Genomic DNA, 25,447 nt, shown 5'->3' on the forward strand with positions numbered 1-25,447 from the left:
ATTTTTTATATTTGATAAAATATTGCCACAGCATGCACTTTAAGCACCCGGAAATCCTTTATGCGTTATTTCTTGTCGTGATCCCGGTGCTGGTACATCTGTTCCAGCTGAGAAAGTTCAGGACCGAGAAATTTACCAATGTAAAGTTTCTTAGAAAAGCAGTCATCCAGACCCGTAAAAGTTCCCGGATCAAGAAATGGCTCATTCTTGCAACCCGAATTTTGCTGCTGGTTTCTGTGATCCTTGCATTTGCCCAACCTTATTTTCCTCCGGAAGCCGGCGAGATCAAAGAGCAGGAAACTGTAATTTATCTTGATAATTCTTACAGCCTGCAAGCCCGTGGCCGCAACGGAATATTGTATAAACGGGCTATCCAGGATCTTTTGGAAAGCCTACCCGACACAGGCAGGCTTACCTTTTTCGCCAATGACACTGAAATGAGAGATACCGATGCCGACGTTCTTCAGAGAAAGCTGCAGCAACTGGATTACAGTGCATATCAGCCCGACTGGAAAACCATTTCACTGATGGCTCAAAATCTTTTCTCGAATTCTACTGAAACCCGGAAGAATTTTATCGTGATCTCCGATTTTCAGAAAACCGGAGATGAAGCTGAAATCGAACCTGTACCGGGTATTAACACTCACCTTGTTCATTTGACGCCCGAAACTATTACCAATTCCGCTATTGATACCGCTTTTATCTCTGAAAAGACCCCCGATGAACTGAAGATCAAAGTAAAGCTGAAGGCAACGGGTGAACCTCAATCTGAGATCGCGGTTGCATTGTATGACGACAATGACCTGCTTGCACGCAAGACGTTAACTTTAGAGAACGATCTTACTGCAACAACAGAGTTTTTGCTTCCATCCCGTCCCCTGCTTCGGGGAAAATTTAAAATAGAAGACAACAATCTCACTTATGATAACGAACTTTTCTTCAGCATAGATGAACCCGAGACCATTGAGGTGGTGGTAATAGGCGATGCCGATGCAGGTTTCCTGGAAAGGATCTACACAAGTCCGGAATTCCGGCTGCACCTCTTTGAAAGTTCCAATATAGATTATAACCTGTTATCACAGGCAAACCTGGTGGTGCTCAATGAACCCCGGGAAATTCCGTTCAATCTTGGGGCTGAACTTAAAAATCTGATGGATGAAAATATCTCTTTGATCCTGATCCCTTCGGAAAATATGGATCTCCAGGGTTATAATTCCTTTCTGAAATCAACAGGCTCTCCCCTTTTTGGGGATAAACAACAACAGGAAAAACTGGTCACAGAAATTGCATTTGGCCACCCTCTTTACAGAAATGTTTTCCAGGAACAAGTAAGGAATTTCGATTACCCCGGGGTTCAGTCTTATTTCACGATGAATTATGGGGGTAACGGGATCCTGAGTTTCGATAATGGAAGACCTTTTCTCCTGCAACAGGAGAACCTGTACATTTTTACAGCTGCTTTAAATCGAAATAATTCAGATTTTAAGGCTTCCCCCTTGATCGTTCCCAGCTTCTATAATATAGGAGCACGGGCGATCTCTCCTTCCCAGATGTATTTTACCCTGGGCCAGGCAGAGCAGTTAAACGTCAGGGCACAACTAGATAGGGATGAGATCCTGAAACTGCATTCTTCAGAAGAAACCTTCATTCCCCGCCAGCAAAGTTACCGAAACAAGGTGGAGCTCTCCCTGGAGGAAGTTCCTTCAAAGGTGGGACACTATGAACTCAAACAAGATTCGGTAAGGTTACGAAGTCTTAGTTTTAATTCAGACCGTCTTGAAAGCAAGCTGATTTACATGGAACCCGCTGCTGCCAATGGCGTTGAACTACACAGCAATATTCCTGAGGTTTTTGGTGCTATTCAATCAGCCGCAGAAGTGAACGCTCTTTGGAAATGGTTTGTTATTTTTGCCCTTATTTTCTTTCTTGCTGAAATGCTCATATTAAAATTCTTTAAATGAAGATACTGATTAAATCTGCCAGGATCGTTGACAACGAGAGTCCGCACAACCACAAGGTAATGGATATACTCGTTGAAGATGGAGTGATCAAACAAATAGCTCCCTCTATCAAGGTCAAAAAAACCGATAAGGAGATTTCATTTGACAACCTGCACGTATCCCAGGGTTGGTTTGACAGTAGTGTGAATTTTGGGGAGCCTGGATACGAAGAACGGGAAACTATTGATAACGGTTTGCGTACCGCCGCCAGGAGTGGATTTACTGCTGTAGCACTTAATCCCGGAAATGACCCTGTAACAGATAATAAAGGTGCAGTTTCCTTTCTGCGGAAAAAGGCAGAAGGCCAACCTGTTTCTTTATACCCTATAGGCGCACTGACCAGGAAGAGTGAAGGTGCTGAAATGGCCGAACTATACGACATGCAGCAAGCAGGAGCCATTGCTTTTGGGGATTATAAAAAGGCAGTTCAAAATCCAAATATGCTGAAGATCGCATTGCAATACGCCCAGAATTTTGACGGACTAGTGCTTTCTTTTCCACAGGAAAATAAAATAGCCCATAACGGGATGGTGAACGAACATGAAAACAGTACACTCCTGGGCCTGAAAGGAATTCCGGCCCTGGCCGAAGAACTGCAGATCACCCGTGACCTATACATCCTGGAGTATACCGGGGGAAAACTGCATATACCCACCATCTCCACCGCCAAGGCAGTAGAAATTATACGGGACGCCAAAGAAAAAGGTCTTGATGTTTCCTGTGGAGTAGCTGTACACAATCTTTTTTTTACAGATGACGTGCTGAAGGAATTTGATACCAATGCAAAGGTTCTCCCACCCCTTAGAACAAAGACAGATGTAAAGGCACTTATTGCCGGCTTAAGGGATGGCACTATCGATATGGTGACCAGTGACCACTCTCCGATCGATGTAGAGCATAAAATAGTGGAATTTGACAATGCTTTTTTCGGCACAATAGGCCTGGAATCTGCATTTGGAGCCCTGCTACATGTAGTTTCGCTCAAAACCGCGATCAAAATGCTCACCGGGGGGAAAACCAGGTTCAATATACCCGAAAGTTTTATCGAGGAAGGAGCTCCTGCCAATTTCACCTTTTTCGATCCCGACAAGACCTACACCTTCGGAAAGGAAAATATTTTAAGTTCTTCGAAGAACAGCCTTTTTCTGGGACATGAATTGAAAGGTAAAGTTTTTGGGATACTTTCCGGAGAGAGCTTTTTAGCCTCTGAAGACTAGATAAACCGGGGAAATCCAGTATTTTTGTATAGAAAATTACGAATATGGAAAATGTAGCAGACGAGGGAAAGACCGCCGCTATTGTGGCATACCTTACTATCATAGGCACTATTATTGCCTGGTTCATGAACAATGACCGTAAAAATACCTTTGCTTCCTTTCATATTCGTCAGGCGCTGGGAATTCATATCACCTTTTACCTGTTAGGAGTATTGGTCTCTGCCTTTGATAACTGGATGGTTTCTGCAGCATTTTACATCTTCATCATTGTTTTATGGGGCTATGGTATCATTGCTGCCATACAGGGAGAAGAAAACGAAGTTCCGGTTCTTGGCAGGTATTATCAAAAAATTTTTAGCACAATTTCTTAATGAGTACACAGTCTCTATCCTTATATCATCTTGTAAGAAAACCCAAAACTGCAACAGATAAGGCTCCCCTGTTAATCATGCTTCACGGATATGGGAGCAATGAAGAGGATCTTTTTTCTTTTGCTGAAGAACTTCCTGACGACCTGTTCATAATTTCACTACGTGCTCCTTACCCCATGCCTCCTTATGGACATGCCTGGTATGCCATTCACTGGGATAATACCAACGGGAAATTCAGTGATGATGAACAGGCCATAGATTCAAGGGAAAAAATCGCCGCCTTCATTGATGAGGCCATAGAAAGTTATCCGGTAGATCCTGAGAAGGTAACCCTGGTAGGGTTCAGTCAGGGGTGTATCCTAAGTTTTGCCGTAGCTTTATCTTATCCTGAGAAGATTAAAAATGTGATTGGTCTTAGCGGCTATATCAATCCTGAAATTCTGAAAGAGGGTTACCGGAACAATGATTTTTCAAACTTATCTGTATATAGTTCCCATGGATCTGCAGACCAGGTAATTCCCGTAAAATGGGCCAGAAACACCAAACCTTTTCTGGATTCTCTGGGGATAGAAAACCAGTATTCGGAATTTCCGGTTGGACACGGAGTAGCTCCGCAGAATTTCATGGAGCTTAAAAAATGGCTTGAAAAGAGGCTTTAATTTTCTGTATAGAGTACGGCTTCTTCTGTGGTCACTTCCAGTTTTCCATTCTCATCGAATTGGTAAGTGAGAAAAAGATCCCCCCAATATTTTCCATCAGTAAAGCTCGCAAGAAGCCATTTATGATTTAGCAGTTTTATGTTGTTGATCCTGAAATGACCTTCCATACCGGCATAGGGTACCAGGTCATTGTCGGCATCAGCCCTGTTCCTGCTAATCAGTTCATCCTCAATCATGGTCCTGACTTCTACAGGATCAAGGCCATTTTGTTCAAGGTAGGTCAGGGCTTCCTCATTTGAGGAAAGTGTAAAAGACTGTGCCGAGGAGAGATCTGAAGAAAGAGCTTCTCCCCTGTCCTCAGATTCTTCTAATCTTTGCTCCAGTTTTTCGATCTCTGCGTCTTTAGAATCTGCGATCCTTTTTCCGTTGGCATAGATTATAACCGCCATTAAAGCTGTGAACACAAAAAGATAAAGTAAAAAGCTTTTTCGCATTTTAAATAGTGATTTGCAAATTATCATAGGCCAGAAAAACATTTTCCGGCAGCTCAGCCTGTACTTCGTCGTGGAAGCCCAAGCGGTGACTTATGTGGGTAAGATAGGCTTGTTTGGGTTTAATTTTTGCTATGAATTCCAGTGCCTCTTCAAGATTGAAATGAGAATGGTGAGGTTCTTTACGTAGAGCATTGATGACCAGCACCTCTACTCCCTTCAGTTTTTCTGCCTCCTTCTCTTCTATGGTCTTGGCATCTGTCACATACGCAAATTCCCCAATCCTGTATCCAAACACCTGCACCCGGTTGTGCATTACATTTACAGGGATAACCGTATGGTCCTTTACCTTAAAAGGGGAATTTTCCACCAGGATCTCCTTAACACTTGGAGCCCCGGGGTATTTATTTTCTGAGGCAAAGATATAATCGAAACGTTTCCGGAGAGAGTCCATGACCCTTTGATGTGCATATACAGGAATATCCCCCTGCTTAAAGAAATATGGTCTTATATCATCCAATCCTACTGTGTGGTCGCTATGTTCATGGGTGAAAAGTATGGCGTCCAGGCGATCTACCTTATTAAATAGCATTTGTTGACGAAAGTCGGGTCCGCAGTCTATGACAATGACACTATTTTCAATCTCGATCATTACTGAAACCCGCAGTCTTTTATCCTTAGGGTTTTCACTAAGACATACAGGATGGTTACTCCCAATAACAGGAATCCCCTGAGAAGTCCCTGTACCCAAAAATGTCACTTTCAAAGCTTCTTATTTTACTGCAAACTTAAGGATTGGCGGACTGATAAACAACTAAGGCGGTAAACTCATGTAGGGGGGCTCATGAAATTGGCCAAGCCATGAAAAATGATTCGAAAAATTGATGCAGGTCATTTCTCCACGGATTTATTAAAGTACCTTTGTTGCCATAAAACAGGAGAGAATAGCGGAGGGATATTGTGAGTTAAAGAAAACGATTTCGAAAACATTGGGAAGTAATTCCTAACAGAGTAATTTTTTTGTTTAGCTCATCAATTTAGTACCTTTGATATTAACTTAACAAAGTTCATTATTACAAAAAAAAACAGCTATGCCTATAACTATAATGGGGGATCGGGAGTTTGAAAATGTCCCTTCCATAAAAAGTAAAGCTTTACGTATAAACCTGAATGAAAATATTTACGGAACCTTCTCTGAAATTGGAGCGGGACAGGAAACCGTTCGAAATTTCTTCAGGGCGGGAGGAGCTTCCGGTACGATTGCTAAAGCAATGAGCGCGTATGACAAGGACTTTAGTGATGCTATATATGGGATTGAAGATGACCGAAGGTATGTGACTGAAGAGCGCCTTAAAAGGATGCTTGTACACGAGACAAACCTTATTGAACAGCGCATTTCCCGGGAAAAACATCCTAATAAACTTTTCTTTACCTACGCCAATACTGTTGCAACCATAGATTTCGCAAAGAAATATAAAGGTCATGGCTGGGTAGGGATCCGTTATCAGGTGCATCCTGAGGAAGATTATAATGAGATCATCCTTCACGTGCGTTTTCACGAAAATGATGCCCGCCTGCAGCAAAATACCCTGGGAATTCTTGGAGTGAATTTAATTTACGGGGCTTATTATAAGTATGACAATCCTAAAAAATTACTGAGATACCTTTACGACCACATCGATAAAGATCAAATAGAGATCGATACCATTAACTTTTCAGGACCACGTTTTGAAAAAGTGGATAACCGTCTCATGAGTTTGCAACTCGTTAAGAATGGAATGACCGAGGCCGTAATGTTTGCACCTGACGGTAACAACGTATTGCCGGCCAAGATACTTTATAAAAAGAATATCCTTGCCCTTAGAGGAAGTTTCAGACCTGTAACGAAAGTAAACATGGACATGTATAAAAGGTCTATGGAACTGTTCCTTAAAGAGAACCGGGTTTCTGAAGAAAATACAGAGGTCATTTTTGAGATCACCCTTTCTAACCTTAGGGCCGAAGGAGAGATCGATGAACGTGACTTCATGGACAGGGCAGAATTGCTTTGTTCTCTTGGGCAAACGGTAATGATCTCCAATTTCCAGGAGTATTACAGGGTAGTTGAATACTTCTCCCGCTACACCAAAGAACGTATGGGACTGGCTATGGGTGTCAACAATCTCATAGACATCTTTGATGAAAAATACTATCGTCACTTAAGTGGAGGTATTCTGGAAGCCTTCGGAAAGTTATTCTTTAAAGACCTTAAAGTATACCTATACCCACTGAAGGATAAGGAAACCGGAACGATCACAACAAGTGAAAACCTGAAGGTGCATCCTCGCATGAAAGAACTTTACAAGTTCTTTAAATACAATGGTAAGGTGGTAGATATCACCAACTACGATCCTGAAATTCTGGATATCTATTCAAGGGAAGTATTGCAAATGATCTCTGAAGGTAAGAGTGGATGGGAAGATATGTTACCTGAAAGGACTACGGCCATGATCAAGGCACATAATCTCTTTAGTCATCAAAAACAGAAAGAGGCTCAAAAAGCTTAAATAATTAAGGTTCAAGTTTGTAAGAGGCAGGAAAATTTGATTTTCCTGCCTCTTTTAATTTCCGCTCATCCCTTTTGAATGTCCTCTCCTACCCTCCTGTTATATTTTGAAAATTTTAAACAAAATGAAGGAAACTTCTTATAATTAGGTTAAACCTTCAGGAAATACTGGGGTAATCTGCGAGATTTGGAAAAAAGAAATGATGAACCAAAGAACCTTTACAGCATTACTCCTGTTATTTTCCTTTACCTTTTTAGGATACGGTCAAACTGAATCCCCCTATGAAACCAGTTGGACCAAAGACGGAATTTGGGTTGGGACAGGATTAGGATTAAATGTACTGGGATTAAAACTCATCCAGGATAAAGAACCTCTTACTGATAACCAGCTTCGTAGCCTTTCTAAAGAAGATATACCTGCAATAGACAGATGGGCAGCCGGGAATTATTCAGAAGATCTGGATCAGCTGAGTTATTATCCTTTTTATGGTTCTTTTGCCGTTCCTTTTGTTATGATGCTCGCTGATAATGAAATGCGTCCCCATGCCGGGCAAATCACGGTTTTATTTGTGGAGACCATGGCCACAACCGGGGCATTGTTCACCATAACTGCAGGGGCAATTGACAGGGAGCGACCCCTTGTTTATAATGAAAATCTTTCTGATGATGAAAGAAGGCAGGCAAAACACAGACGTTCCTTTTTTGCGGGACATACAGCCGCAACTGCCTCTGCCTCATTTTTTGCAGCAAAAGTTTTTCACGATTTTCACCCGGATTCTCCGTGGAGGCCTGTGGTTTGGACTGCCGCCGCAGCGGTACCGGCCTGGGTGGCTTACCTTAGGTTGGAGAGTGGGAAACACTTTCTTACCGATAACCTGGTAGGATACGGTATTGGTGCTGCAGTTGGAATCCTCGTACCCGAACTTCATAAAAAGAAGAAAGAGAATCTCGATCTGTATCCGGCTATGGGTGTTGACTATCAGGGCGTTGGAATGACCTACCGTTTCTGATCTCAATAAAACCAAAACTCAGAGTAGCGTAAAAGGAGGTTTTTTTCATATTTTAGGGCCAAATAAACCCTAATTATGAAAAAAATCTCCTTTCTTTTTTTACTTCTGCTCCTTCTCCCTGCAACGGTTGAGGCACAAAAAGTAAAGATCCCGGTTGACACTACTGTAGTTACCTCCCATGTCGTAAATATTAACGGAGAAAAAATGTCCTACACCGCTACCACCGGGATGCAACCGGTATGGAATGAGGACCGGGAACCGGTAGCCAGTCTTTTTTACACTTATTATAAACGTGATGGAATAAAAGATACCAGGAACCGACCATTGGTGATCTCATTTAACGGAGGTCCCGGTTCGGCATCTGTATGGATGCACATTGCATACACTGGCCCCCGGGTTCTGGAAATAGATAAAGAAGGTTTTCCTATTCAACCCTATGGCATAAAAGAAAATCCGCATTCCATTCTCGATGTGGCAGATATCGTTTACGTGAATCCCGTGAACACCGGTTACTCAAGGATCCTTGAACCCGAAGGTGATAAAAAACGGGACAGGGACCAGTTCTTTGGGGTAAATGCAGATATTAAATACCTGGCCAAATGGTTAAACACTTTCGTTTCCAGGAATGATCGCTGGTTGTCCCCCAAATACCTGATAGGCGAAAGTTATGGAACTACGAGAGTTTCAGGACTGGCACTAGAACTTCAGAGTCAGCAATGGATGTACCTGAACGGGGTGATCCTGGTTTCTCCCACAGATATAGGAATTGAGAGACAGGGCCCGGTAGAAATAGCAAACAGGTTGCCGTATTTTACCGCGGCTGCGTGGTACCATGATGCTCTTCCGGCAGAACTTCAGGAAAAAGATCTGGAAGAACTTTTACCCGAGGTTGAAGAATACGCTATAAATGAGGTTTTGCCTGCTTTAGTAAAAGGCGGTTTTCTGGAAGGGGAAAAACGTTCTCAAATAGCTTCAGAAATGGCTCGTTATTCAGGAATTTCAGAAGAAGTGATCCTTCAGAACAATCTTGAAGTACCCTACAGGTATTTCTGGAAGGAACTTCTGAGAGATCAAGGTTCAACCATTGGCCGACTTGATTCCCGATATCTTGGTCTTGACAGAAAAGAGGCCGGAGATTCGCCCGATTACAATGCAGAACTAACTTCCTGGCTGCATTCCTTTACCCCTGCCATTAACCACTATCTCAAGAATGAACTGAAGTTCAAAACAGATCTTACTTATTTCATGTTTGGACCAGTTCATCCCTGGGACCGAAGCGGGAACAGGACCGGTGAGAACCTGAGACAGGCCATGGCCCAAAATCCTAATCTCGACGTCTTGATTCAAAGCGGATATTTTGATGGAGCCACCACTTATTTTGATGCAAAATATACCATGTGGCAGCTTGATCCCAGCGGAAAAATGAAAGACCGTCTTAGTTTTAAGGGATACCGTAGCGGGCACATGATGTACCTTAGAAATGAAGATTTGAAAAAATCAAATGACGACCTAAGGGAATTCATTCTTAATACTATCCCACAGGAAGGTGCTCCTGCCATGTATTAAACAAAATTTTTTCTTCAGGAAAGTATATAGGGCCTCCAAATAGTAAGAAAACTATTTGGAGGTTTTTTTATGAGCAGAACAGTCAATCTTTTGGAATTGTTCCGGAATTTCTGCTGTTCGTCCTGAGATAAACGTCATTCATAGAATAAGTATCTATCGCCTATTTTTTATAACAAAAACTCTTTACTTTAGACCTCCCAAACCTTTCGCTTTTGTCCCTGCAAGCTATACCTACCTTTTATTGCCCTATAGGCAACATAATTCAATTTGTATGGAACAAATGGTATATCCCGGGAAAATTCATGATAAAGAAGAACAGATAGCTTTTGTGAAAAAATGGCTGGATGAACTTTATCGGTCTGAGGTATTTTTTTCTTTCAGCCTTTACACCCTCGAACTTTCCCGCCGATTTAAAAGCAGTTATTCAACTTATTTCAAGACCGGAAATCATTCTGAGTTAGAACAGCTTTTTAAGCTTTCAGAAAATTTGGAAAAACGACTGCTTCAGGAGGGAGAGTTGTAAATTATATCCTTAAGACTTCAGGGAGTAGAATTGAGCAATTCTTCCAGAATTACCTCTACTCCATGCTCATTATGGCTTCTGGTAGTAAATTCCGCGACTTCTTTTACCTCGGGATGCGCATTATCCATAGCATATCCAATGGCTGCATGCTCAAATAGCTCAATATCATTAAGAAAATCCCCGAAGGCCATGGTTTGGTCCTTACCTATTCCCAGTTGATCCTGCAGTGCCTTAAGTGCATTACCTTTATGAGCTTCGGGATGATTGAAATCGATCCAGATCTTACCGGACAGTTTTACCTGCAGGTCTTTTTTGAAATGAGAAACGTAGGGAAGGGAATTCTCTTCTGCACCTGAAAGGTCACAAATCGTCACTTTTAAAAAGACATCATCTTCAATCGTGGCAAGATCTTCGACCACCTTATATTTCTCATAATGGTTGAGAAATGGTACCATGAATTCGGGATCTGTTGATTCTATATAGGCCTGCTTCCTTCCGCATAAAATGAGATATTTATTCCCCAATTCCCTTACCTCTGCAATGATCTCCCTCACTTTCTCTTTACCCATGGGTTGAATATGTTTCTCCTCCCCTTTATACATGACAATAGCTCCATTTTCAGCTATGTAGATCAATTCATCCTTTATACCGTCCATTCGTTCCCTAAGGCTGTAGTACTGCCTCCCACTAGCCACGGCAAAATATATATTCCTTTCCCTTAGTTTGGGAAACAAGGAAAAAAATCTCGGGCTCACCTCATGGTTACTGTTGAGGAGAGTACCGTCCATATCACTTACGATTAGTCTTATATTAGAAAGATCCATGCTTAATATTTTAGGGATCTCAAAAATAACGCAATGAAGGTCTTTTGAGGCATGCCGGTTGTTAATTTTAATGTAATACTGCTGAAGGACCCGGGAGAGAAACCTGGATACTTAAACTTCCTGCCAGATTGAACTAATGAGAGCAACGAACGCAGTAAAGACTTTCAGGTCTAACCATAATACGTCCTATGGGAATAGGTTGTTTACACCGTAGAAATATCCCAAAATCCTTATTTCCTGATCTTTCCAGGATCCGCCGAAGGTTTTTAATTTTTCCTCAGATTTCCTTAGGGTAGATTCATTGACACTTTTATTGATGATAGCATCCATCCCGGACACTCTCCCAATGGCATTTTCTGGAGTGATTTTGTGCGTGTAGTGATCGCGACAGGATTGGATTTCCTCTTGCAATGCAATGTTGCAAATACAGGATCGCCGGCTACGCCATCTTAATTTTTTATTCGGCTACCACCATCGAAGTCCGATTCAGGTTTCACCTAATAAAAAAATCACGCCCCTGCGGGCGTGATTTTGTGCGTGTAGTGATCGCGACAGGATTGGATCTCCTCTCAGGATGCTGTGTTGCAAATACAAAACCACGGGCTGGCGCCCTTGATTTTTTCATTTCCCTCCATGCCTTCGAAACATCGTTTCGGGCACTTCGTGAAATGAAAAAACCACGCCCTTTGGGACGTGGTTTTGTGTGTGTCGTGATCGCGACAGGATTCGAACCTGTGACCGTCTGCTTAGAAGGCAGATGCTCTATCCAACTGAGCTACGCGACCATTAAGGCGGTGCAAATATAATGAGGTTTTTAATAAAGACAAGCAAAATAAATAATTTAATTCCCTCTCTTTTTTAAGGGGTTTATTTACAGTGCTGTAAGGTTCCCGTCATCCCTCTTTTTCAAAACACCGGTTTATGATAAAGCTCCAGGCCCTTATAAAATAAGGTTTGTTTACCATTTTCTTTTATATCTAAAAGTACTATTAAAGTATTGCTAATATTAGCCTAAGACCCCCGTCCTTATTCCTAGAAAAAGGAATAATCTTTTACATTTACAAATAGACCCTTTTGGCTGTACCTCTTCATTATAGTCAAAAATAATCTCTCAAAACATTAATATGGAAGTCAGCACATCTAATGAACTGCAACCTTTAGGCGAAGCCTCCATTGAGAAAATGATAAAAGACCTGCAGGAAGAGTGTGAATTGGAACGACATCTTCCGGGAGGTGGTTATATACATATGAGTGATGAATTACCCTACCTGGTTATTTATAGATTAAGCCAGGATAACGAAAACGAAGATAGGGCAACCATCAGGTTTGTTTTAAGTGAAGCTTCTTTTCTTTTGATTGGAAATAAAGATTTTGAAGGTTATCAACGTCTTATGGCATGTCTTAGTGATGCCATGTCTTCCAAATTCAAATCTTTCCTCATGCTTGAGATCTTTGCTGGAGAACAGGATTGCAAAAAATTTAAAATTAAAGGACCGGAAGATAAGTTGCCGGGGACTTTAAAGGTGTTCAAGAAGGAATTGGATGAATTGAACAATAAATATTACGCCCTGGACCTGGAACCTTCTGAAATAGAAGACACTGCTGATAGACAACCAACAGATACCAAACCTTTACTCGATCTGCAAAAACTAAAGGATGTTGGAGGATTGTTGCTGGGACTTGAGATCCCCCCCGTATACCGCAATCGGGCTGGTGAAGAATATCCTGTTTTTTTCAGGAGATTTAAAGATGATCTGGTCGTGGCCTTACATAAAACGATCTATGAATTTATAAGAATACAGACTTCGAGCGGAGTAAAGAGCTATCAGGCCCTGGGGCAAAAAAGTCTTCAGAAGAAATTGCTGGAAATTGACCGGGAACTGGCAGAGATAGAAACATCCTATCAATTCTTATGGCTGGTTTCCCCCTCTAATATAAGACAGATCAAAGACACCTTTTTTGAATCAAATTATGAGAACGTTCTGAATTACCACTACAGGTTATTACCAATAGATCCCGATGTCTTAAAACGAAAACTCTATAACCTCAAAATGGAAGAGATCGATGATCCCGCCCTGTCTTACATTTTCAGGGAGAAGCGGGAAGAACTCGATCTCCAGATAAGCATGCTGACAGACAGAGGTTCAAAATTCTTTTTTTACAACAGCATGATGTTGTTTGGTGATATAAGCAAAGACCTGCTGAAAGAAGCTGAAAACCTTCTTCGGGAAGTTGATGAAGAGGAGAACATGGAGTTCAGCAACATAATGAAAGCAGAAGATTTTAAATTTCTGGCCTATTCGGAATTTGATTATTTCAATGAGCAGGATAGTAATTTCTCCAGCAAGGTGCACATTCGGGATGACGTAAATATCCTTATGGTCTCCCAGGGAGAACTCTATATTCCGAAGGATTTTAAATTAAATGCCGAAGAGACCCGTGCCCTCATTCAACATGAGATAGGTACCCACGTGCTGACCTATTACAATGGAATGCAACAGCCTTTACGATTACTTTCAGTGGGCTTGACAGATTACGATACCCTGCAAGAAGGTTTAGCCGTACTATCTGAGTACCTGGTTGGCGGATTGACGGGAAACAGAATGCGTACCCTTGCAGGTCGGGTGGTCGCAGCCTCGGCAAGGATGCACGGTGCAGAGTTTCAGGATATCTTCAGGCTTCTGCACCAGGATTATGGCTTTACCCCGGCACGATCCTTCAATATCACTTCACGAATAATGCAGGGAGGCGGTTTCACCAAAGATATTTCCTATTTAAAAGGTTTACTGGAATTAAAAAAACACCTGGAAGAAGGTGGAGAATTAGCACCACTACTTACGGGAAAATTTTCCCTGGAGCATATGCCCATAATTAATGAGTTGCGGGAACGCAGGGTGCTGAAACCAGTAAAGCTCCTGCCCAGATATTTAAATACAGAAGAAACAACAAATAAATTACGTAAAATCCGGGAGGGTATGCCCCTTTCACAAATGATCAACGCATGAAAATATGTTTTGTAGTTAACGGCATTGAGTCCGAAAAATGTGGTACCACGCTGTACCTCACTTATGAAGCCTGGAAACGCAAACATGACGTCTACGTCATGGGAGTAGGTGATTTTTCCTTTACAAATACTGAGAAATTAAGTATTAACAGTACTTATGTTTCCAAATCTGCAAATGCCGAATCTCCACAGGAGTATTTAGAAATCCTGAAAAGTGATAAAGCAAAACACCAGCGCATAGTTGCTGCAGACCTTGATGTATTGTTCATTAGGAATAACCCTACTGAGGAAGGCAGCAGTCGTCAATGGGCAGAACAGGCCGGTGTCGCTTTTGGTCGTATGATGCAACAGGAAGGGGTCCTGGTGCTTAACGATGCCTATGCCCTATCCAACGCCTTCATCGATAAACTTTATTTCGAGGAGTTACCAAGCGCGATCAAACCCGCCTCACTCATTACCCGTGATAAGGAGGAGATCCTGAAATTCTTCGAAGACCATAAAAAGAAAATGGTATTAAAACCTCTGGAAGGTTCGGGAGGACGTGATGTATACCTTATCGATAAAAATGAAAAGAACCTTAACCAGATCATTGAGAACATTACCAATAAAGGATATGTGATCGCTCAGGAATTCCTGCCTGCAGCCAAAGAAGACGTACGTGTCCTGCTCATGAATGGGCAGATCATGGAAAAAGATGGCAAGTTCGGGATCATTAGGCGCGTAAGCGGGGAAGGAGAATTCCGCAGTAATTTTTCCCAGGGAGGAAAGGCAGACAAAACCGAACTTACCGCAGGGATCCAAAAAGTGGTTGACGTGGTGGGCCCCAAACTCATTAAAGACGGATTGTTCTTTGTGGGGCTGGATGTGGTCAATGATAAACTTATAGAGATCAATGTGCTGAGTCCCGGAGGGTTAGATCATTTCGGAGAAATAGGGCTGCCCGATTTTTCAGATATCGTAATAGATTCTATAGAAAAGAAAGTGAAATACAAAAATATGTATGAAGGTCAGATTGAGAATAAGGTTCTCGCAACTATGGCATAAAAACATAAATAGGAATGAACAGAAGAATCATAGGAAATTATACCAGCAACAAGAAAGGACCTTTACTTTTTGTAACAGCAGGAGTCCACGGCAATGAGCCCAGCGGAGTAAATGCTTTAAAAAGGGTATTCGCCGAGCTGGAGAAGACACAGCCGGAGATCCTGGGAAGAATTGTTGGGGTGGTGGGAAACAAAGCCGCTCTGGAAAAGGACCAGCGGTTCATAGATGAAGACCTGAATCGAACGTGGACAGAAGAAAATGTAAAAAAAGCACAGCCTGAAACTCAGGAACAAAAGGAGATGCATGAGATCATTGAGGTCCTGCAACGGTTCCCGGAAAGTGAATATACCAAACGTTACTTTCTTGATTGCCACACCACTTCCTCAGACAGTCTTCCCTACATCTCTGTTCAGGAAGTAAATGACAATGACGACTGGGCACATAGGTTCCCGACTTATATCGTGAGAGGTTTCAGTGATATTATTTATGGGGCCATTGATCATTATATGAGCCGTACCGGCCTTACCGGTTTTGTGTTTGAAGCGGGGCAGCATACCAGCCCCTCTTCGGAAGAAAATCACGAGGGAATGATATGGCTTAATTTAAAAGAAGCTTGTGATCTGGACCTGGAAAAACTATCCTGCTATCCAGAATGTGTGGAGAAATTCACTAAAGATAATGCCCCTGAGCAGAAGACCTTTAAGATCTTATACCGCCATGAGATAAAAGATGGGGACAATTTCAAAATGGAACCCGGATACGGAAATTTCCAGAAGATCAAAAAAGGGGAATTACTCGCCATGAACAATGGGGAGGAGTTGAAAAGTGAGTGGGATGATTATTTATTTATGCCCCTTTATCAATCCCAGGGAAATGACGGTTTTTTTATTATTCGGGATGTGAATAACTAGGAGAAAATTCCTGGAAATAGAATTATAAATCCGGCTCTCTGAGCCGGATCTTTTGTTTTTTCACCTCTTCACTATGCCCAATGACTTCCCGGTCCTGCAATCTACCCTCAGCAATTCCCCCTTCTCTACTCCATACTTTCCACGGGGCACTTCATAATCTGCCTTCCCGGAAGTGGAACGTATAAAGGTAATCCTGCTGCCGTCACCTGGGTCTATTAACGGACTAATACAGGAAGTACCTTCATATTCTGCACCCGGGGCAGGTTCGAATACTTCTGGAGTTCCCGTCGCCTCACGCAGAATATCAGAGTCCTTAAAAGAGGATTGACTTGTTCCACAACTCATCAATACCACAACTAAAATAAACGAACATAAATTTTTGGTTTTCATATTGTTGGTTTTAAGCCTATTAAAGTTAGTAGCGGCAGAAAGAAAAAAGTGTTAAGCAAATGTCAAATTGTACAGAGGGATCAGGAAATTGCAATTAAGTACAAACCTGCCATTATCGTAAGGATCCCTATTAACCTGTTCCTGAAATTCTTTCTTTCATTCATGAACAGGAAAGCGTACAGGATAATGAAGACCGAACTTGCCCTTTTAATGGAGATGACATAAGGGACGAGAATGAATTGCAGGGCAAACATTTGGGTGATTACACTGGAAGATTTAAAAAAACCTACCATAAACAGCGGCCATTTCCTATTCCTTATTTGTAACCACGGCTTTTTTGATTTGATCAAAAGAATGGGGACCAGATAGAAAAGGACCAGCAGATCTTTGGAAAAGGCCCAATATACCGGTGAAGTCTCCTCTACTCCTATTTTATCAATATTGGCTGTTATGCTCCAGATGAAGGCAACCAGAAGCATATAACGCGATCCCTGGTTACTGATAAGGGAAACAAAAGGCGCAAATATCTTTTTTGGATCTTCACTGATGTTTGAAATATACGTTCCCGTCACAATAAGGAGAATACCGAATATTCCCAGGGTGCTTGGGAATTCCCCGATCATGATGGGAGAGGTGATCAACATGAACAATGGGGTAAGGGTGATCAACGGAAGGGTGACCGAAATCTCTGACCGTTTTATAGCTTTGAAGTAGAGAAGGATCACACCTAGTTGAAGCACAGAACTGGCAAGGAGGGCCCAGAGAAACCGGGTGCTCATGTACTCGATACCCAGGTATATGACTATTGGAAAAAGAAGAAGACTTTGCACCAGGTGCATTGAAAATGCAGCGGTATATTCATCAATGTGATGAAGGTTGTATTTGCTGGTAATATCTTTTAAAGCTTCTGAAACCGCTGTTCCAAAAGCCAGTAAAAAACCGAACATTTCTAATTTATTTTAGTTCCCTGCGGGAAAAGCCATAGTTCCCATGTTAGCGTTTGCAGCAGCTCCTGTATCCATACGACTAAACTGCACCACCACCGGAACATTGGATTTTATATAACAAGAGTAATTTCTTTCCAACCTTATGGGATAGGGGTCGATGAGATCATTGAAGCGCACCTTGCGCAACCTTTTGGGTTGTAACTCTATCTCATATTTTTCTGAGGGTTCCTCGTCTTCATAAAAAATAAACAATTCGATTTTTGCTTCTTCTTCGGAAGTGTTCAAAATGGCAATTTTTTCGTGACTTATGAAATCAGGTTCTTTTCCGTTACTTTGAAAAGGTATTCTCCCGGCTGAAAAAGCCCAGTCTAATTTTCCGTATGCTTTCATAAACCTGGGTTTAATATTTCTTTTAAGTAGGGGGTTAAAAATACTCCGTCAGGATCCATCTTTTGACGGTGTTTCTGAAATGTGTCCCATTCAGGATACATCTCCTTCAATTGATCTGCCTTTAAAAAATGCTTCTTACCCCAGTGAGGCCTTCCGCCGTACTTCAGGAAAATGGGTTCAATGTCCTTAAAATATTCTTCAAATGGCATGCCCGCGTTATGGTGCAGGGATATGGTGACAGATTCCCTACCGTACATGGGGCTGATACAGACATCATCTGCTTGTATGGTTCGGTAAAGTATCCTCCATGCCACTTCCTTTCGCCATTTCTTTCTCACCTGTTCCCGGACTTCCATAAAACAATCGGTCGCTTTTTCTGCATCGAAGACAAATTCCATTTCATCAAACTTGAGATGTCGGGACCTGGGCAGGATCTTATGACTGTGACCTTTTCTCTCCATTTCTAATGAACCATAAGTTATTTCGGGCATTTCAGCTCCCTCTTCATTCATCACCCTTATCTTACAGAGATCTGTCCGGGGATACCAGTAAAAATCAAAATTCCGGTTGTTTTTTTGAAGTTCCTCCAGGTTTTCAAAACATTTGTCCAAATGCACGCACCACTCCTTTCTGTGCAATCTGTAAGTAGGTAGCAGCTGTAATCTCATTTTCAGAAAGATCCCGCAGGTACCCAAAGAAACTCGCAGGGCCCTCAAAAATTCAGGATCCTTTTCTTTTGAAACCTCGAGGATCTCCCCTTTCCCGTTGATCATTCGGGCTCCCACCAGCATGGATGACAGGTTTTTGAGCTGTATGCCTGTTCCATGGGTTCCGGTACCTATAGCGCCTGCCAGGGTTTGAACATCTACATCACCGGTATTGTGCATGGCGAGCCCATAGCGAAAAAGGTCTTTTCCCGCATCTTTTACTGTCATACCTGCCGGCACTGTGGCTCTTCCGGTTTCGCTGTCTGGTGACTCCACCCCCTGAAAATGTTTCAGTGAAAGCAAATAGTCTTCGGTTTTCACCAGGGCAGATGACGAATGACCCGCTCCCACTACCCGTACATTTTTTCCTTCGCGCCGGGCATTTTGGATAAGGTCAACTATCTCCGCCTCAGACTCGGGTTCAAAGACCTTCCCGGGCTGAAAGACCAAACTTCCGCTCCAGTTTTTCCAAACATCTCCCATAACTATTCAGAATAGGCTATAGTACTCAGTAAAGCGTTCTCTGCCTGCCGGGAATCGAGACGGGTATGTTGTACCACTACAGGCACGGTAGATTCTATCACACAGGCATAATCTGTGCCTGTAGGCACGGGTTCAGGATCTTTTAGATCGTTGAACCTAACATGTTTGGTGCGCTGTGCTTCAACGGTCACTTTATAAGGCCCCACTGGATCTTTATCTGAGAAAAAGATAGTGATCTCCACCTCTGCTTGTTGATTTGAGGTATTTAAAATACAGGCGGTCTCATGACTGGTAAATTCAGGCTCAGGTCCTGTTCCGTAAGAAGGAATATATCCTTCGGCTATGACCCAGCTCTTCTTTCCAAATGTTCTCATAATTAAATTTTTGGTTATGTATATTCATTTACGATTACCTCAATCAACAGCCCAAGATCCCCTTTGATCCTTAGGGCTCCTTCCATTTCTTTGCCTTCAAATTCAGGATGGGTTGACAATTTCACTTCTCCTTTCCAGAAAAAACCCGGGGTGAAGTTTTCTTCGGAATTCTTTAAATTCAGAATAATGAGAAACAACTTGTCATTATAACTGCGCATGTAAGACAGCAGGTTATTTTCTGTGTACACAGGAAGATGGTCCCCCACGTGCAATGCCGGTTCCTTATTCCGCAGGTGTAGCAACCTGCGATGAAAGTGCAACATGCTGCCTTCTTCATCCCATTGCTTTTTCACATTCACCTCCCTGAAATTCTTCATTAAGGGTAGCCAGGGTTCCCCGGTGGTAAATCCGGCATTTTCAGAATCATCCCACTGCATGGGTGTGCGTTCAGGATCACGGCTCTGTCCAACCCCCGGCTCATTCAAGGCTTGTGGATCTTGTATTTTATCTTCCGGAATATCGACGTCTTCCATACCCAATTCATCCCCGTAATAAACTGTAGGGGTTCCCCTTAAGGTAAGCAACAACATAGCCGCGACCTTAGCCTGTTCCTTTCCTACCCGGGTTGCTATCCTGGATTTGTCATGGTTTCCCAGAACCCAGTTTGGCCATCCTTCAGGTGGAAGAGCTCCTTCATATTCATTGATAGCGGCTTCGATCTTACTGGCTTCCCATGGCAATTGCAGTAATTGAAAGTTAAAGGGTAAATGTGCCCCCTTATTATCTTCCCCGTAATAGCGAACCAGTTTACTAATAGGCAGATAGATTTCCCCTATCAAGAGCCGCTCCTTGTAGGAATCGACCACCTTTCTCATCTTACGCACAATGTCGTGCACTTCATCCTGATCTGTGGAATAGGCCGGAATATGACGACTATAGGAATTCAATTTTTCATTGTGATCAGGGTTGGGAGGATCATCACGTAATTTGGCATCTTTGATCATATGCCACATCACATCCACCCTGAAACCGTCAACCCCTTTTTCGAGCCAGAACTTCATGACATTGAGCATGGCATTCTGCACTTCGGGATTGCGCCAGTTAAGATCTGGCTGTTCCTTTAAAAAGGCATGATAATAATACTGGCCGGTAGCTTCATCATATTCCCATCCGCTTCCGCCAAAAACGCTTAGCCAGTTATTGGGCGGGCCGCCATCTGGAGCAGGGTCCTTCCAGATATACCAGTCCCGTTTAGGGTTGTTCTTTGAGCTTTTTGATTCTATGAACCATGGATGCTTGTCTGATGAATGGTTGGGGACAAGGTCCAGGATAAGCTTCATGTCCCTTTTATGGATCTCTTTGAGAAGTTCATCAAAATCCTTCATATCCCCAAACATTTCATGTATGCCGGTGTAGTCACTCACGTCATACCCAAAATCGGCCATTGGGGAGGGATATATTGGAGAGATCCAGACCCCTACTATCCCCAGATCATTCAGATAATCCAGTTTTTTGATTATGCCCTGCAGGTCACCAATCCCATCCCCGTCACTGTCATTAAATGACCTGGGATAAATTTGATAGATCACATTCTTTTGCCACCATAAGTAATTTTTGTACATCATAAAAAGTTGTGTTTTTTATGCATCCATCTGTACCCGTAAGGGGTTAGCCTCACTTCCGGTTTTTTAGGATCAAAACTTTCATACCTTATATTTCCGAAGACATCAATTACATTTTCAAATTCTTCCTCCTCCACTTCTAGCTTTATCGTGATTTCTTTACCCGAAAAATTGTGAAAAGCCACTCCCATGCCTTTATCAGATTTTGTGAAGTGCCCAAGTACATGAGCATCACCGGTATCAATGATACGATTGCGTCCCCATCCAAATTCCGGAAATTCCTTTCGGTAATCTATAGCTTTGGAGATCCAGGTAAGGAAGGAATTGGGATCTCTTAACTGGTCGCTCACATTGACTTTTTCATAACCATATTCCCCTCCCGAAATTACGTTTCTAATGAGATTTTCTGTTGGTGCGGAAGAGAATCCACCGTTCTTTTCATTGGCCCATTGCATTACGGTACGAACACTGGAGCGACCTTCCATGGAAAGATCCTCACCCATCCCTATCTCTTCCCCATAACGCAGTACAGGAGTTCCAGGCAGGGTAAACAGGAGGCTATGGGCGAGCTCCATCTTTTTACGGTCATTGCCAAGAATGGATGCCAGTCTTCTTCTAATTCCACGACCAAAAATGCGCATATTTTCATCGGGTGCAAAAGCCTTAAAAACTTCTTCCCTTTCGTTTCTGCTCAATTTGTCGAGGTTGAGCTCATCGTGATTTCGTAAAAAAGTAGCAAGTTGCTCTTTTTCTGTGATTTCAAGTGGCATTCTTTGCAGTGCCCGGGCCAGAGGAGTTGCCTCTTCTCTTGCCAAAGCCAGGTATGTGAAGTTATTCACGTAGAAGTTGAAGAGCATATGCATTTGGTCTTCATTGCCCAGATATTTATTGTATTGGTTTGGATCCAGGTCTACTTCGGCCAGGAGAATGGCATCGGGTTTTTGAGTCTCTACAAAATCCCTGAAATTCCGGAAGATCTTATGAGGATCTCCTTCAAAATCCATTCTCCCCTTCTCCTTGAACATATGAGGAGCGGCGTCTATCCTAAAGCCGGAAACTCCCATTTTTAACCAGAAATGCATGATCCTGAAAATTTCTTCCTGCACCTGCGGGTTTGCAATATTCAAATCGGGTTGATGGGGATAGAAAGAATGGAAGTAATAAGCTTTTGCAGTGCGATCGTATTTCCAGCTGGTACTGTCCTCCCCTTCTTCGGCCATCATGTTTCGCTCGGGATCATCGGGCTTTTCATCTACCCAGATATAATAATCCCGATATTTTGAATTCTTGTCTTTTCGGGAATGCTGAAACCAAAAATGTTCTGTTGAAGTGTGGTTTACTGCAAGATCGATCAAAATACGTATCCCAACTTCTTCTGCCGCATCTATTAACTGGGCGAAATGCCCCAGATCTCCAAGCCGGGAATCGATCTTATAGTAATCACTTACGTCATAACCGTTATCCCGGTTTGGTGTATCAAAGATTGGCAGGAGCCAGAGACAGGTTACCCCCAGACTTGAAAGATAAGGGAGGGCGTTTTTAAGACCTTTAAAATCTCCTGTACCATCGCCGGTTGCATCTTTGAAAGTCTCTACATCGAGAGAGTAGATCACCGCATTTTTGTACCAGTATTTATTCATATTTGGCTAGTTATTGCTGTTGAAGGTTTGGAAGTACTTCTTTTCCAAAGAAGTCGATAAAATCCTCCTGCTGTTTGTTCACATTGTGGATGATGACTTTTTCGAATCCCATTTCCCCATATTTTTTAATCTTTTCAATAAATATTTCTGCATCTGTCCCAATGATGACATGTTTTTCGAGATCCTCTTTTCTGGTATTCATCCCCAGAGCATCAAATTTTTCAGGGCTGTCTATATCAGCAATTAATTTACTGGGGTAAATATTATTCTTCCATTGTTCCCATGCTCCATCAAGGGCTTTTTCGCGGGTGCTTGCGTAGGAGATTTGTACCTTCAAAGCCATAGGCTTATTATCCCCTTCTGCTCCTCTAAAAGCTTTCACCATCTTCTCTAGTTCTTCCACGGGTTTGGAGATCGTGATCATTCCATCTGCCCAGGAAGATAGCCATGCCGCCGTTTTTTCGGTTATTGCAGCACCATAAACTGTGGGAATATGTGTGGGCTTGGTGAACAGTTTGGCCCGCTCAACAGTGAACATTCCTTTGTGGTTTAAATAATCTTCCTCCTGCCACAGGCGACGCATTACTTCAACCGATTCCTGCAACCTTTTATTCCTATCCCTTTTAGCGGGCCATTGTTCCCCGGTGATATTTTCATTGAGCAGTTGGCCGCTACCTGAACACAGAAAGAACCGGCCGGGAAACATCTCGTCTAATGTCGCCACTGCCTGTGCTATAATAGTGGGATGATATCTTTGCCCGGGAGCATTTACAATTCCGTACTCCAAAGAGGTAGCCTGCATTGCCGCCCCCAGCCAACTCCAGGCAAAACCGCTTTCCCCCTGAATATCGCTCCAGGGATGAAAATGATCTGAGGATAAAACAGCCTGAAAACCTGCTTTTTCAGCTTGTTGTACCAATTGCAGTAAATGACTGGGTGTAAATTGTTCGTGGGAAGCGTGAAATCCTGTTTTCATACCTGTTTTTTAATCTTTAAAAGGCTATTCCCCTCTAATTTATAAAGGATTAAAAGATCATGAAGATTTGTAGTATTAAAAAAAAGATAAAATCTAAGGCAGGTGTTAACATCCTGAATAAAAACATGATACCAATCATATTATCTGCCACCCATGAAGATTAATTTTGAAAAATTCAAATACGAGCATTATGAACCATCCTTTGAAAAGACATGAGGCGTTAAAACCCTTGAGCAAAGATCATCACCACGGATTGCTGCTGTGCTGGAAGATACGGGAAGGAAAGAAAAGGAAAATTGCTACAGACCGAATTAAGGCTTATACCGATTTCTATTTTAATTCGCAGCTAAGGCCGCATTTTCAATTTGAAGAAGAGGAAGTTTTTGTTCTACTGGGCGAGGACCATCCCATGGTCAAACATGCAAAAGCTGAACATCAGCATTTGGAAAGACTTTTCAAGGAAGAAAGGAACATTGACAGGGCCTTAGACCAGATCGAAAAGGAGCTTGAGGCTCACATAAGGTTTGAAGAGCGGGTCCTGTTCAATGAATTGCAACAGGAAGTTTCCATTGAGAAACTGGAAAATCTTAAGAATAGAGAGGAGGAAATCAAAACCCCCGATCCCGATCAATGGGATGATAAATTCTGGTTAAGCCAGGAGTAAGGAACTATAGCCAACGTTTCTTTTTGAAGTAGAAGATCATTCCCATGAACAGCAGGAACATGATAAGGAGCAGTACAGGATATCCATACTTCCATTCCAGCTCGGGCATATGTTTGAAGTTCATCCCGTAAATACCTGCCAGAAAAGTTAAGGGAATAAAGATGGAAGCCATAATGGTAAGAACCTTCATTACCTCGTTCATTCTATGGCTAATGGTAGTCATATACATATCCATAAGACCCCAGCTCATTTCACGGTAGATCTCAATATTTTCTGAAACCTGTACCATATGGTCATATAAATCACGAATATAGTTCACGGTATCATTATGAATGAGATGGCCATTCACTTTTTCCAGTCTGCTTACCACTTCCCGTAACGGGAACACCGCCCTTCTAATTCTTAGCATGGTCTTCTTGAGTTCCTGGATCTCCAGAGTAATATCATCTGTAGGTTCAGAGCTAAAAAGGCGTTCCTCAAGTATCTCGATCTTGTCACTTATCTCCTCTACTACCAGGAAGTAATGGTCTACAATGGCATCCAAAAGGGCAAAAACCAGGTAATCTGCGCCACGGCCTCTAATACTTCCCTTGCCCCGGGCAAGTCTTTCCCTCACCCCGTCAAAGACATCTCCTCCCGCTTCCTGGAAGGTAAGTACATAATCTTTGCCTAGCACGATGCTAATATGTTCATGCTCGAGCTGCCCGTTTGTTTTATGATACAACATCTTGGCGACTATGAAAAAATAATCCTGGTATTCGTCTATTTTAGGACGCTGGTTGGTATTTACGATATCTTCAATTATAAGTGGGTGCAGATCATAGAACTGACCTACCTTAATGATCTCTGATGTTTCACTGAGTCCATCAACATTTAACCAGGTAACTTTGTTTGGTTCCTCAAATTTGAATGCCTCTTCGGGAGTCTGGGTGATATGCCGCTCGTAACTTTCAGTATTGTAATCTATGACCTCAAGGGTGGTTTCTGCTTTTTCCTTATTGCCTACATAGGTCACCGTTCCCGGTGCCTGGTTTAAAGCTTTAGTAGATTTGGGCCTACGGGATAAATACCTTTTTCTTTTTGCCATAA

At 42.4% G+C, this 25,447-nt stretch carries 24 protein-coding genes and 1 tRNA gene; 12 read left to right on the forward strand and 13 right to left on the reverse strand.

What is annotated here, in order from left to right; translation table 11 throughout:
* Positions 1-32: 32 nt before the first annotated feature.
* Genes ACFSTG_RS12205 through ACFSTG_RS12220 form a run of 4 tightly spaced genes read left to right on the forward strand, consistent with a single transcriptional unit; the run spans position 33 to position 4,247 of the window.
* Positions 33-1,961 (forward strand): BatA domain-containing protein, encoded by a 1,929-nt coding sequence (locus tag ACFSTG_RS12205; protein WP_380753177.1) that lies wholly within the window; start codon positions 33-35, stop codon positions 1,959-1,961.
* Positions 1,958-3,217, forward strand: coding sequence for a dihydroorotase (locus ACFSTG_RS12210; RefSeq protein WP_380753180.1), 1,260 nt, complete (start codon positions 1,958-1,960; stop codon positions 3,215-3,217). Before ACFSTG_RS12205 ends, ACFSTG_RS12210 begins: the two co-directional genes overlap by 4 nt.
* Positions 3,218-3,261: 44 nt before the next feature.
* Positions 3,262-3,588 carry a DUF4870 domain-containing protein gene (locus ACFSTG_RS12215; RefSeq protein WP_380753182.1) on the forward strand — a complete coding sequence of 109 codons (327 nt, stop codon included), beginning with the start codon at positions 3,262-3,264 and terminating at the stop codon, positions 3,586-3,588.
* Positions 3,588-4,247, forward strand: coding sequence for an alpha/beta hydrolase (locus tag ACFSTG_RS12220; protein WP_380753184.1), 660 nt, complete (start codon positions 3,588-3,590; stop codon positions 4,245-4,247). Before ACFSTG_RS12215 ends, ACFSTG_RS12220 begins: the two co-directional genes overlap by 1 nt.
* Here ACFSTG_RS12220 and ACFSTG_RS12225 read toward each other — a convergent pair.
* Together ACFSTG_RS12225 and ACFSTG_RS12230 are read right to left on the reverse strand one after the other, a co-directional pair.
* Positions 4,244-4,741, reverse strand: coding sequence for a hypothetical protein (locus tag ACFSTG_RS12225; RefSeq protein WP_380753187.1), 498 nt, complete (start codon positions 4,739-4,741; stop codon positions 4,244-4,246). The two genes, ACFSTG_RS12220 and ACFSTG_RS12225, sit on opposite strands and share 4 nt — an antisense overlap.
* Position 4,742: 1 nt before the next feature.
* Positions 4,743-5,504, reverse strand: coding sequence for an MBL fold metallo-hydrolase (locus tag ACFSTG_RS12230; RefSeq protein WP_380753188.1), 762 nt, complete (start codon positions 5,502-5,504; stop codon positions 4,743-4,745).
* Positions 5,505-5,829: 325 nt separating this feature from the next.
* On the opposite strand from ACFSTG_RS12230, the gene ACFSTG_RS12235 reads away from it, so the two are divergent.
* From ACFSTG_RS12235 to ACFSTG_RS12250, 4 genes are all read left to right on the forward strand, one after another.
* The gene (locus ACFSTG_RS12235; protein WP_380753191.1) at positions 5,830-7,284 is read left to right on the forward strand and encodes a TonB-dependent receptor; all 1,455 of its coding nucleotides are present in this window, start codon (positions 5,830-5,832) and stop codon (positions 7,282-7,284) included.
* Between the two features lie 199 nt (positions 7,285-7,483).
* A complete protein-coding gene (locus tag ACFSTG_RS12240) occupies positions 7,484-8,293 on the forward strand; it encodes a phosphatase PAP2 family protein (RefSeq protein WP_380753193.1) in 810 nt (269 codons plus the stop codon).
* Between the two features lie 75 nt (positions 8,294-8,368).
* Positions 8,369-9,859, forward strand: a complete 1,491-nt coding sequence (locus tag ACFSTG_RS12245; RefSeq protein WP_380753196.1) for a S10 family peptidase — start codon at positions 8,369-8,371, stop codon at positions 9,857-9,859.
* Positions 9,860-10,130: 271 nt separating this feature from the next.
* Positions 10,131-10,382: a hypothetical protein gene (locus tag ACFSTG_RS12250; protein ID WP_380753198.1), complete on the forward strand. Its 252-nt coding sequence runs from the start codon at positions 10,131-10,133 to the stop codon at positions 10,380-10,382.
* A 17-nt stretch (positions 10,383-10,399) separates the two neighbouring features.
* On the opposite strand, the gene ACFSTG_RS12255 is transcribed toward ACFSTG_RS12250, so the two are convergent.
* Together ACFSTG_RS12255 and ACFSTG_RS12260 are read right to left on the reverse strand one after the other, a co-directional pair.
* On the reverse strand, positions 10,400-11,206 hold the full coding sequence (locus ACFSTG_RS12255) for an HAD family hydrolase (protein ID WP_380753201.1): 807 nt from the start codon (positions 11,204-11,206) through the stop codon (positions 10,400-10,402).
* Between the two features lie 711 nt (positions 11,207-11,917).
* A tRNA-Arg gene (locus ACFSTG_RS12260) sits at positions 11,918-11,991 on the reverse strand.
* A 339-nt stretch (positions 11,992-12,330) separates the two neighbouring features.
* On the opposite strand from ACFSTG_RS12260, the gene ACFSTG_RS12265 reads away from it, so the two are divergent.
* Genes ACFSTG_RS12265 through ACFSTG_RS12275 form a run of 3 tightly spaced genes read left to right on the forward strand, consistent with a single transcriptional unit; the run spans position 12,331 to position 16,165 of the window.
* On the forward strand, positions 12,331-14,211 hold the full coding sequence (locus ACFSTG_RS12265; protein WP_380753203.1) for a flavohemoglobin expression-modulating QEGLA motif protein: 1,881 nt from the start codon (positions 12,331-12,333) through the stop codon (positions 14,209-14,211).
* Complete coding sequence (locus ACFSTG_RS12270; protein ID WP_380753206.1) at positions 14,208-15,254, forward strand: glutathione synthetase; 1,047 nt, start codon at positions 14,208-14,210, stop codon at positions 15,252-15,254. The genes ACFSTG_RS12265 and ACFSTG_RS12270 overlap by 4 nt, the downstream gene beginning before the upstream one ends.
* A 14-nt stretch (positions 15,255-15,268) precedes the next feature.
* Entirely contained in the window at positions 15,269-16,165 is an 897-nt protein-coding gene (locus ACFSTG_RS12275; RefSeq protein ID WP_380753209.1) for a succinylglutamate desuccinylase/aspartoacylase domain-containing protein, read from the forward strand.
* Between the two features lie 60 nt (positions 16,166-16,225).
* On the opposite strand, the gene ACFSTG_RS12280 is transcribed toward ACFSTG_RS12275, so the two are convergent.
* The 8 genes from ACFSTG_RS12280 to ACFSTG_RS12315 all read right to left on the reverse strand — a co-directional run bounded on the left by ACFSTG_RS12280 (position 16,226) and on the right by ACFSTG_RS12315 (position 23,694).
* Complete coding sequence (locus ACFSTG_RS12280; protein ID WP_380753212.1) at positions 16,226-16,555, reverse strand: hypothetical protein; 330 nt, start codon at positions 16,553-16,555, stop codon at positions 16,226-16,228.
* A gap of 80 nt (positions 16,556-16,635) precedes the next feature.
* Complete coding sequence (locus ACFSTG_RS12285) at positions 16,636-17,502, reverse strand: EamA family transporter (RefSeq protein ID WP_380753215.1); 867 nt, start codon at positions 17,500-17,502, stop codon at positions 16,636-16,638.
* A 12-nt stretch (positions 17,503-17,514) separates the two neighbouring features.
* Positions 17,515-17,892, reverse strand: coding sequence for a sensory rhodopsin transducer (locus tag ACFSTG_RS12290; RefSeq protein ID WP_380753218.1), 378 nt, complete (start codon positions 17,890-17,892; stop codon positions 17,515-17,517).
* Complete coding sequence (locus tag ACFSTG_RS12295; protein WP_380753221.1) at positions 17,889-19,082, reverse strand: D-arabinono-1,4-lactone oxidase; 1,194 nt, start codon at positions 19,080-19,082, stop codon at positions 17,889-17,891. Before ACFSTG_RS12295 ends, ACFSTG_RS12290 begins: the two co-directional genes overlap by 4 nt.
* Positions 19,083-19,084: 2 nt before the next feature.
* The gene (locus ACFSTG_RS12300) at positions 19,085-19,456 is read right to left on the reverse strand and encodes a sensory rhodopsin transducer (protein WP_380753224.1); all 372 of its coding nucleotides are present in this window, start codon (positions 19,454-19,456) and stop codon (positions 19,085-19,087) included.
* Positions 19,457-19,470: 14 nt separating this feature from the next.
* Complete coding sequence (locus ACFSTG_RS12305) at positions 19,471-21,081, reverse strand: alpha-amylase family glycosyl hydrolase (RefSeq protein ID WP_380753227.1); 1,611 nt, start codon at positions 21,079-21,081, stop codon at positions 19,471-19,473.
* Positions 21,078-22,718, reverse strand: a complete 1,641-nt coding sequence (locus tag ACFSTG_RS12310; protein ID WP_380753230.1) for an alpha-amylase family protein — start codon at positions 22,716-22,718, stop codon at positions 21,078-21,080. Before ACFSTG_RS12310 ends, ACFSTG_RS12305 begins: the two co-directional genes overlap by 4 nt.
* Before the next feature lie 10 nt (positions 22,719-22,728).
* A complete protein-coding gene (locus tag ACFSTG_RS12315) occupies positions 22,729-23,694 on the reverse strand; it encodes a TIGR03885 family FMN-dependent LLM class oxidoreductase (RefSeq protein ID WP_380753233.1) in 966 nt (321 codons plus the stop codon).
* 190 nt (positions 23,695-23,884) lie between these two features.
* Here ACFSTG_RS12315 and ACFSTG_RS12320 point away from each other — a divergent pair, with 190 nt between their 5' ends.
* Complete coding sequence (locus ACFSTG_RS12320) at positions 23,885-24,358, forward strand: hemerythrin domain-containing protein (RefSeq protein ID WP_380753236.1); 474 nt, start codon at positions 23,885-23,887, stop codon at positions 24,356-24,358.
* A gap of 4 nt (positions 24,359-24,362) precedes the next feature.
* Here the strand turns inward: ACFSTG_RS12320 and corA are convergent, their stop codons facing one another.
* A complete protein-coding gene (gene corA / locus ACFSTG_RS12325; protein WP_380753239.1) occupies positions 24,363-25,445 on the reverse strand; it encodes a magnesium/cobalt transporter CorA in 1,083 nt (360 codons plus the stop codon).
* Positions 25,446-25,447: the final 2 nt, after the last annotated feature.

The sequence above is a fragment of the Salinimicrobium flavum genome (assembly GCF_042684505.1).
Taxonomy (GTDB): domain Bacteria; phylum Bacteroidota; class Bacteroidia; order Flavobacteriales; family Flavobacteriaceae; genus Salinimicrobium; species Salinimicrobium flavum.

Excerpts from the sequence above, each read along its gene's own strand:
- ACFSTG_RS12205 (WP_380753177.1), top strand. The coding sequence starts at position 33 with ATGCACTTTAAGCACCCGGAAATCCTTTATGCGTTATTTCTTGTCGTG.
- ACFSTG_RS12210 (WP_380753180.1), top strand. The coding sequence starts at position 1,958 with ATGAAGATACTGATTAAATCTGCCAGGATCGTTGACAACGAGAGTCCG.
- ACFSTG_RS12215 (WP_380753182.1), top strand. The coding sequence starts at position 3,262 with ATGGAAAATGTAGCAGACGAGGGAAAGACCGCCGCTATTGTGGCATAC.
- ACFSTG_RS12220 (WP_380753184.1), top strand. The coding sequence starts at position 3,588 with ATGAGTACACAGTCTCTATCCTTATATCATCTTGTAAGAAAACCCAAA.
- ACFSTG_RS12225 (WP_380753187.1), bottom strand. The coding sequence starts at position 4,741 with ATGCGAAAAAGCTTTTTACTTTATCTTTTTGTGTTCACAGCTTTAATG.
- ACFSTG_RS12235 (WP_380753191.1), top strand. The coding sequence starts at position 5,830 with ATGCCTATAACTATAATGGGGGATCGGGAGTTTGAAAATGTCCCTTCC.
- ACFSTG_RS12240 (WP_380753193.1), top strand. The coding sequence starts at position 7,484 with ATGATGAACCAAAGAACCTTTACAGCATTACTCCTGTTATTTTCCTTT.
- ACFSTG_RS12245 (WP_380753196.1), top strand. The coding sequence starts at position 8,369 with ATGAAAAAAATCTCCTTTCTTTTTTTACTTCTGCTCCTTCTCCCTGCA.
- ACFSTG_RS12250 (WP_380753198.1), top strand. The coding sequence starts at position 10,131 with ATGGAACAAATGGTATATCCCGGGAAAATTCATGATAAAGAAGAACAG.
- ACFSTG_RS12255 (WP_380753201.1), bottom strand. The coding sequence starts at position 11,206 with ATGGATCTTTCTAATATAAGACTAATCGTAAGTGATATGGACGGTACT.
- ACFSTG_RS12265 (WP_380753203.1), top strand. The coding sequence starts at position 12,331 with ATGGAAGTCAGCACATCTAATGAACTGCAACCTTTAGGCGAAGCCTCC.
- ACFSTG_RS12270 (WP_380753206.1), top strand. The coding sequence starts at position 14,208 with ATGAAAATATGTTTTGTAGTTAACGGCATTGAGTCCGAAAAATGTGGT.
- ACFSTG_RS12275 (WP_380753209.1), top strand. The coding sequence starts at position 15,269 with ATGAACAGAAGAATCATAGGAAATTATACCAGCAACAAGAAAGGACCT.
- ACFSTG_RS12280 (WP_380753212.1), bottom strand. The coding sequence starts at position 16,555 with ATGAAAACCAAAAATTTATGTTCGTTTATTTTAGTTGTGGTATTGATG.
- ACFSTG_RS12285 (WP_380753215.1), bottom strand. The coding sequence starts at position 17,502 with ATGTTCGGTTTTTTACTGGCTTTTGGAACAGCGGTTTCAGAAGCTTTA.
- ACFSTG_RS12290 (WP_380753218.1), bottom strand. The coding sequence starts at position 17,892 with ATGAAAGCATACGGAAAATTAGACTGGGCTTTTTCAGCCGGGAGAATA.
- ACFSTG_RS12295 (WP_380753221.1), bottom strand. The coding sequence starts at position 19,082 with ATGGGAGATGTTTGGAAAAACTGGAGCGGAAGTTTGGTCTTTCAGCCC.
- ACFSTG_RS12300 (WP_380753224.1), bottom strand. The coding sequence starts at position 19,456 with ATGAGAACATTTGGAAAGAAGAGCTGGGTCATAGCCGAAGGATATATT.
- ACFSTG_RS12305 (WP_380753227.1), bottom strand. The coding sequence starts at position 21,081 with ATGATGTACAAAAATTACTTATGGTGGCAAAAGAATGTGATCTATCAA.
- ACFSTG_RS12310 (WP_380753230.1), bottom strand. The coding sequence starts at position 22,718 with ATGAATAAATACTGGTACAAAAATGCGGTGATCTACTCTCTCGATGTA.
- ACFSTG_RS12315 (WP_380753233.1), bottom strand. The coding sequence starts at position 23,694 with ATGAAAACAGGATTTCACGCTTCCCACGAACAATTTACACCCAGTCAT.
- ACFSTG_RS12320 (WP_380753236.1), top strand. The coding sequence starts at position 23,885 with ATGAACCATCCTTTGAAAAGACATGAGGCGTTAAAACCCTTGAGCAAA.
- corA (WP_380753239.1), bottom strand. The coding sequence starts at position 25,445 with ATGGCAAAAAGAAAAAGGTATTTATCCCGTAGGCCCAAATCTACTAAA.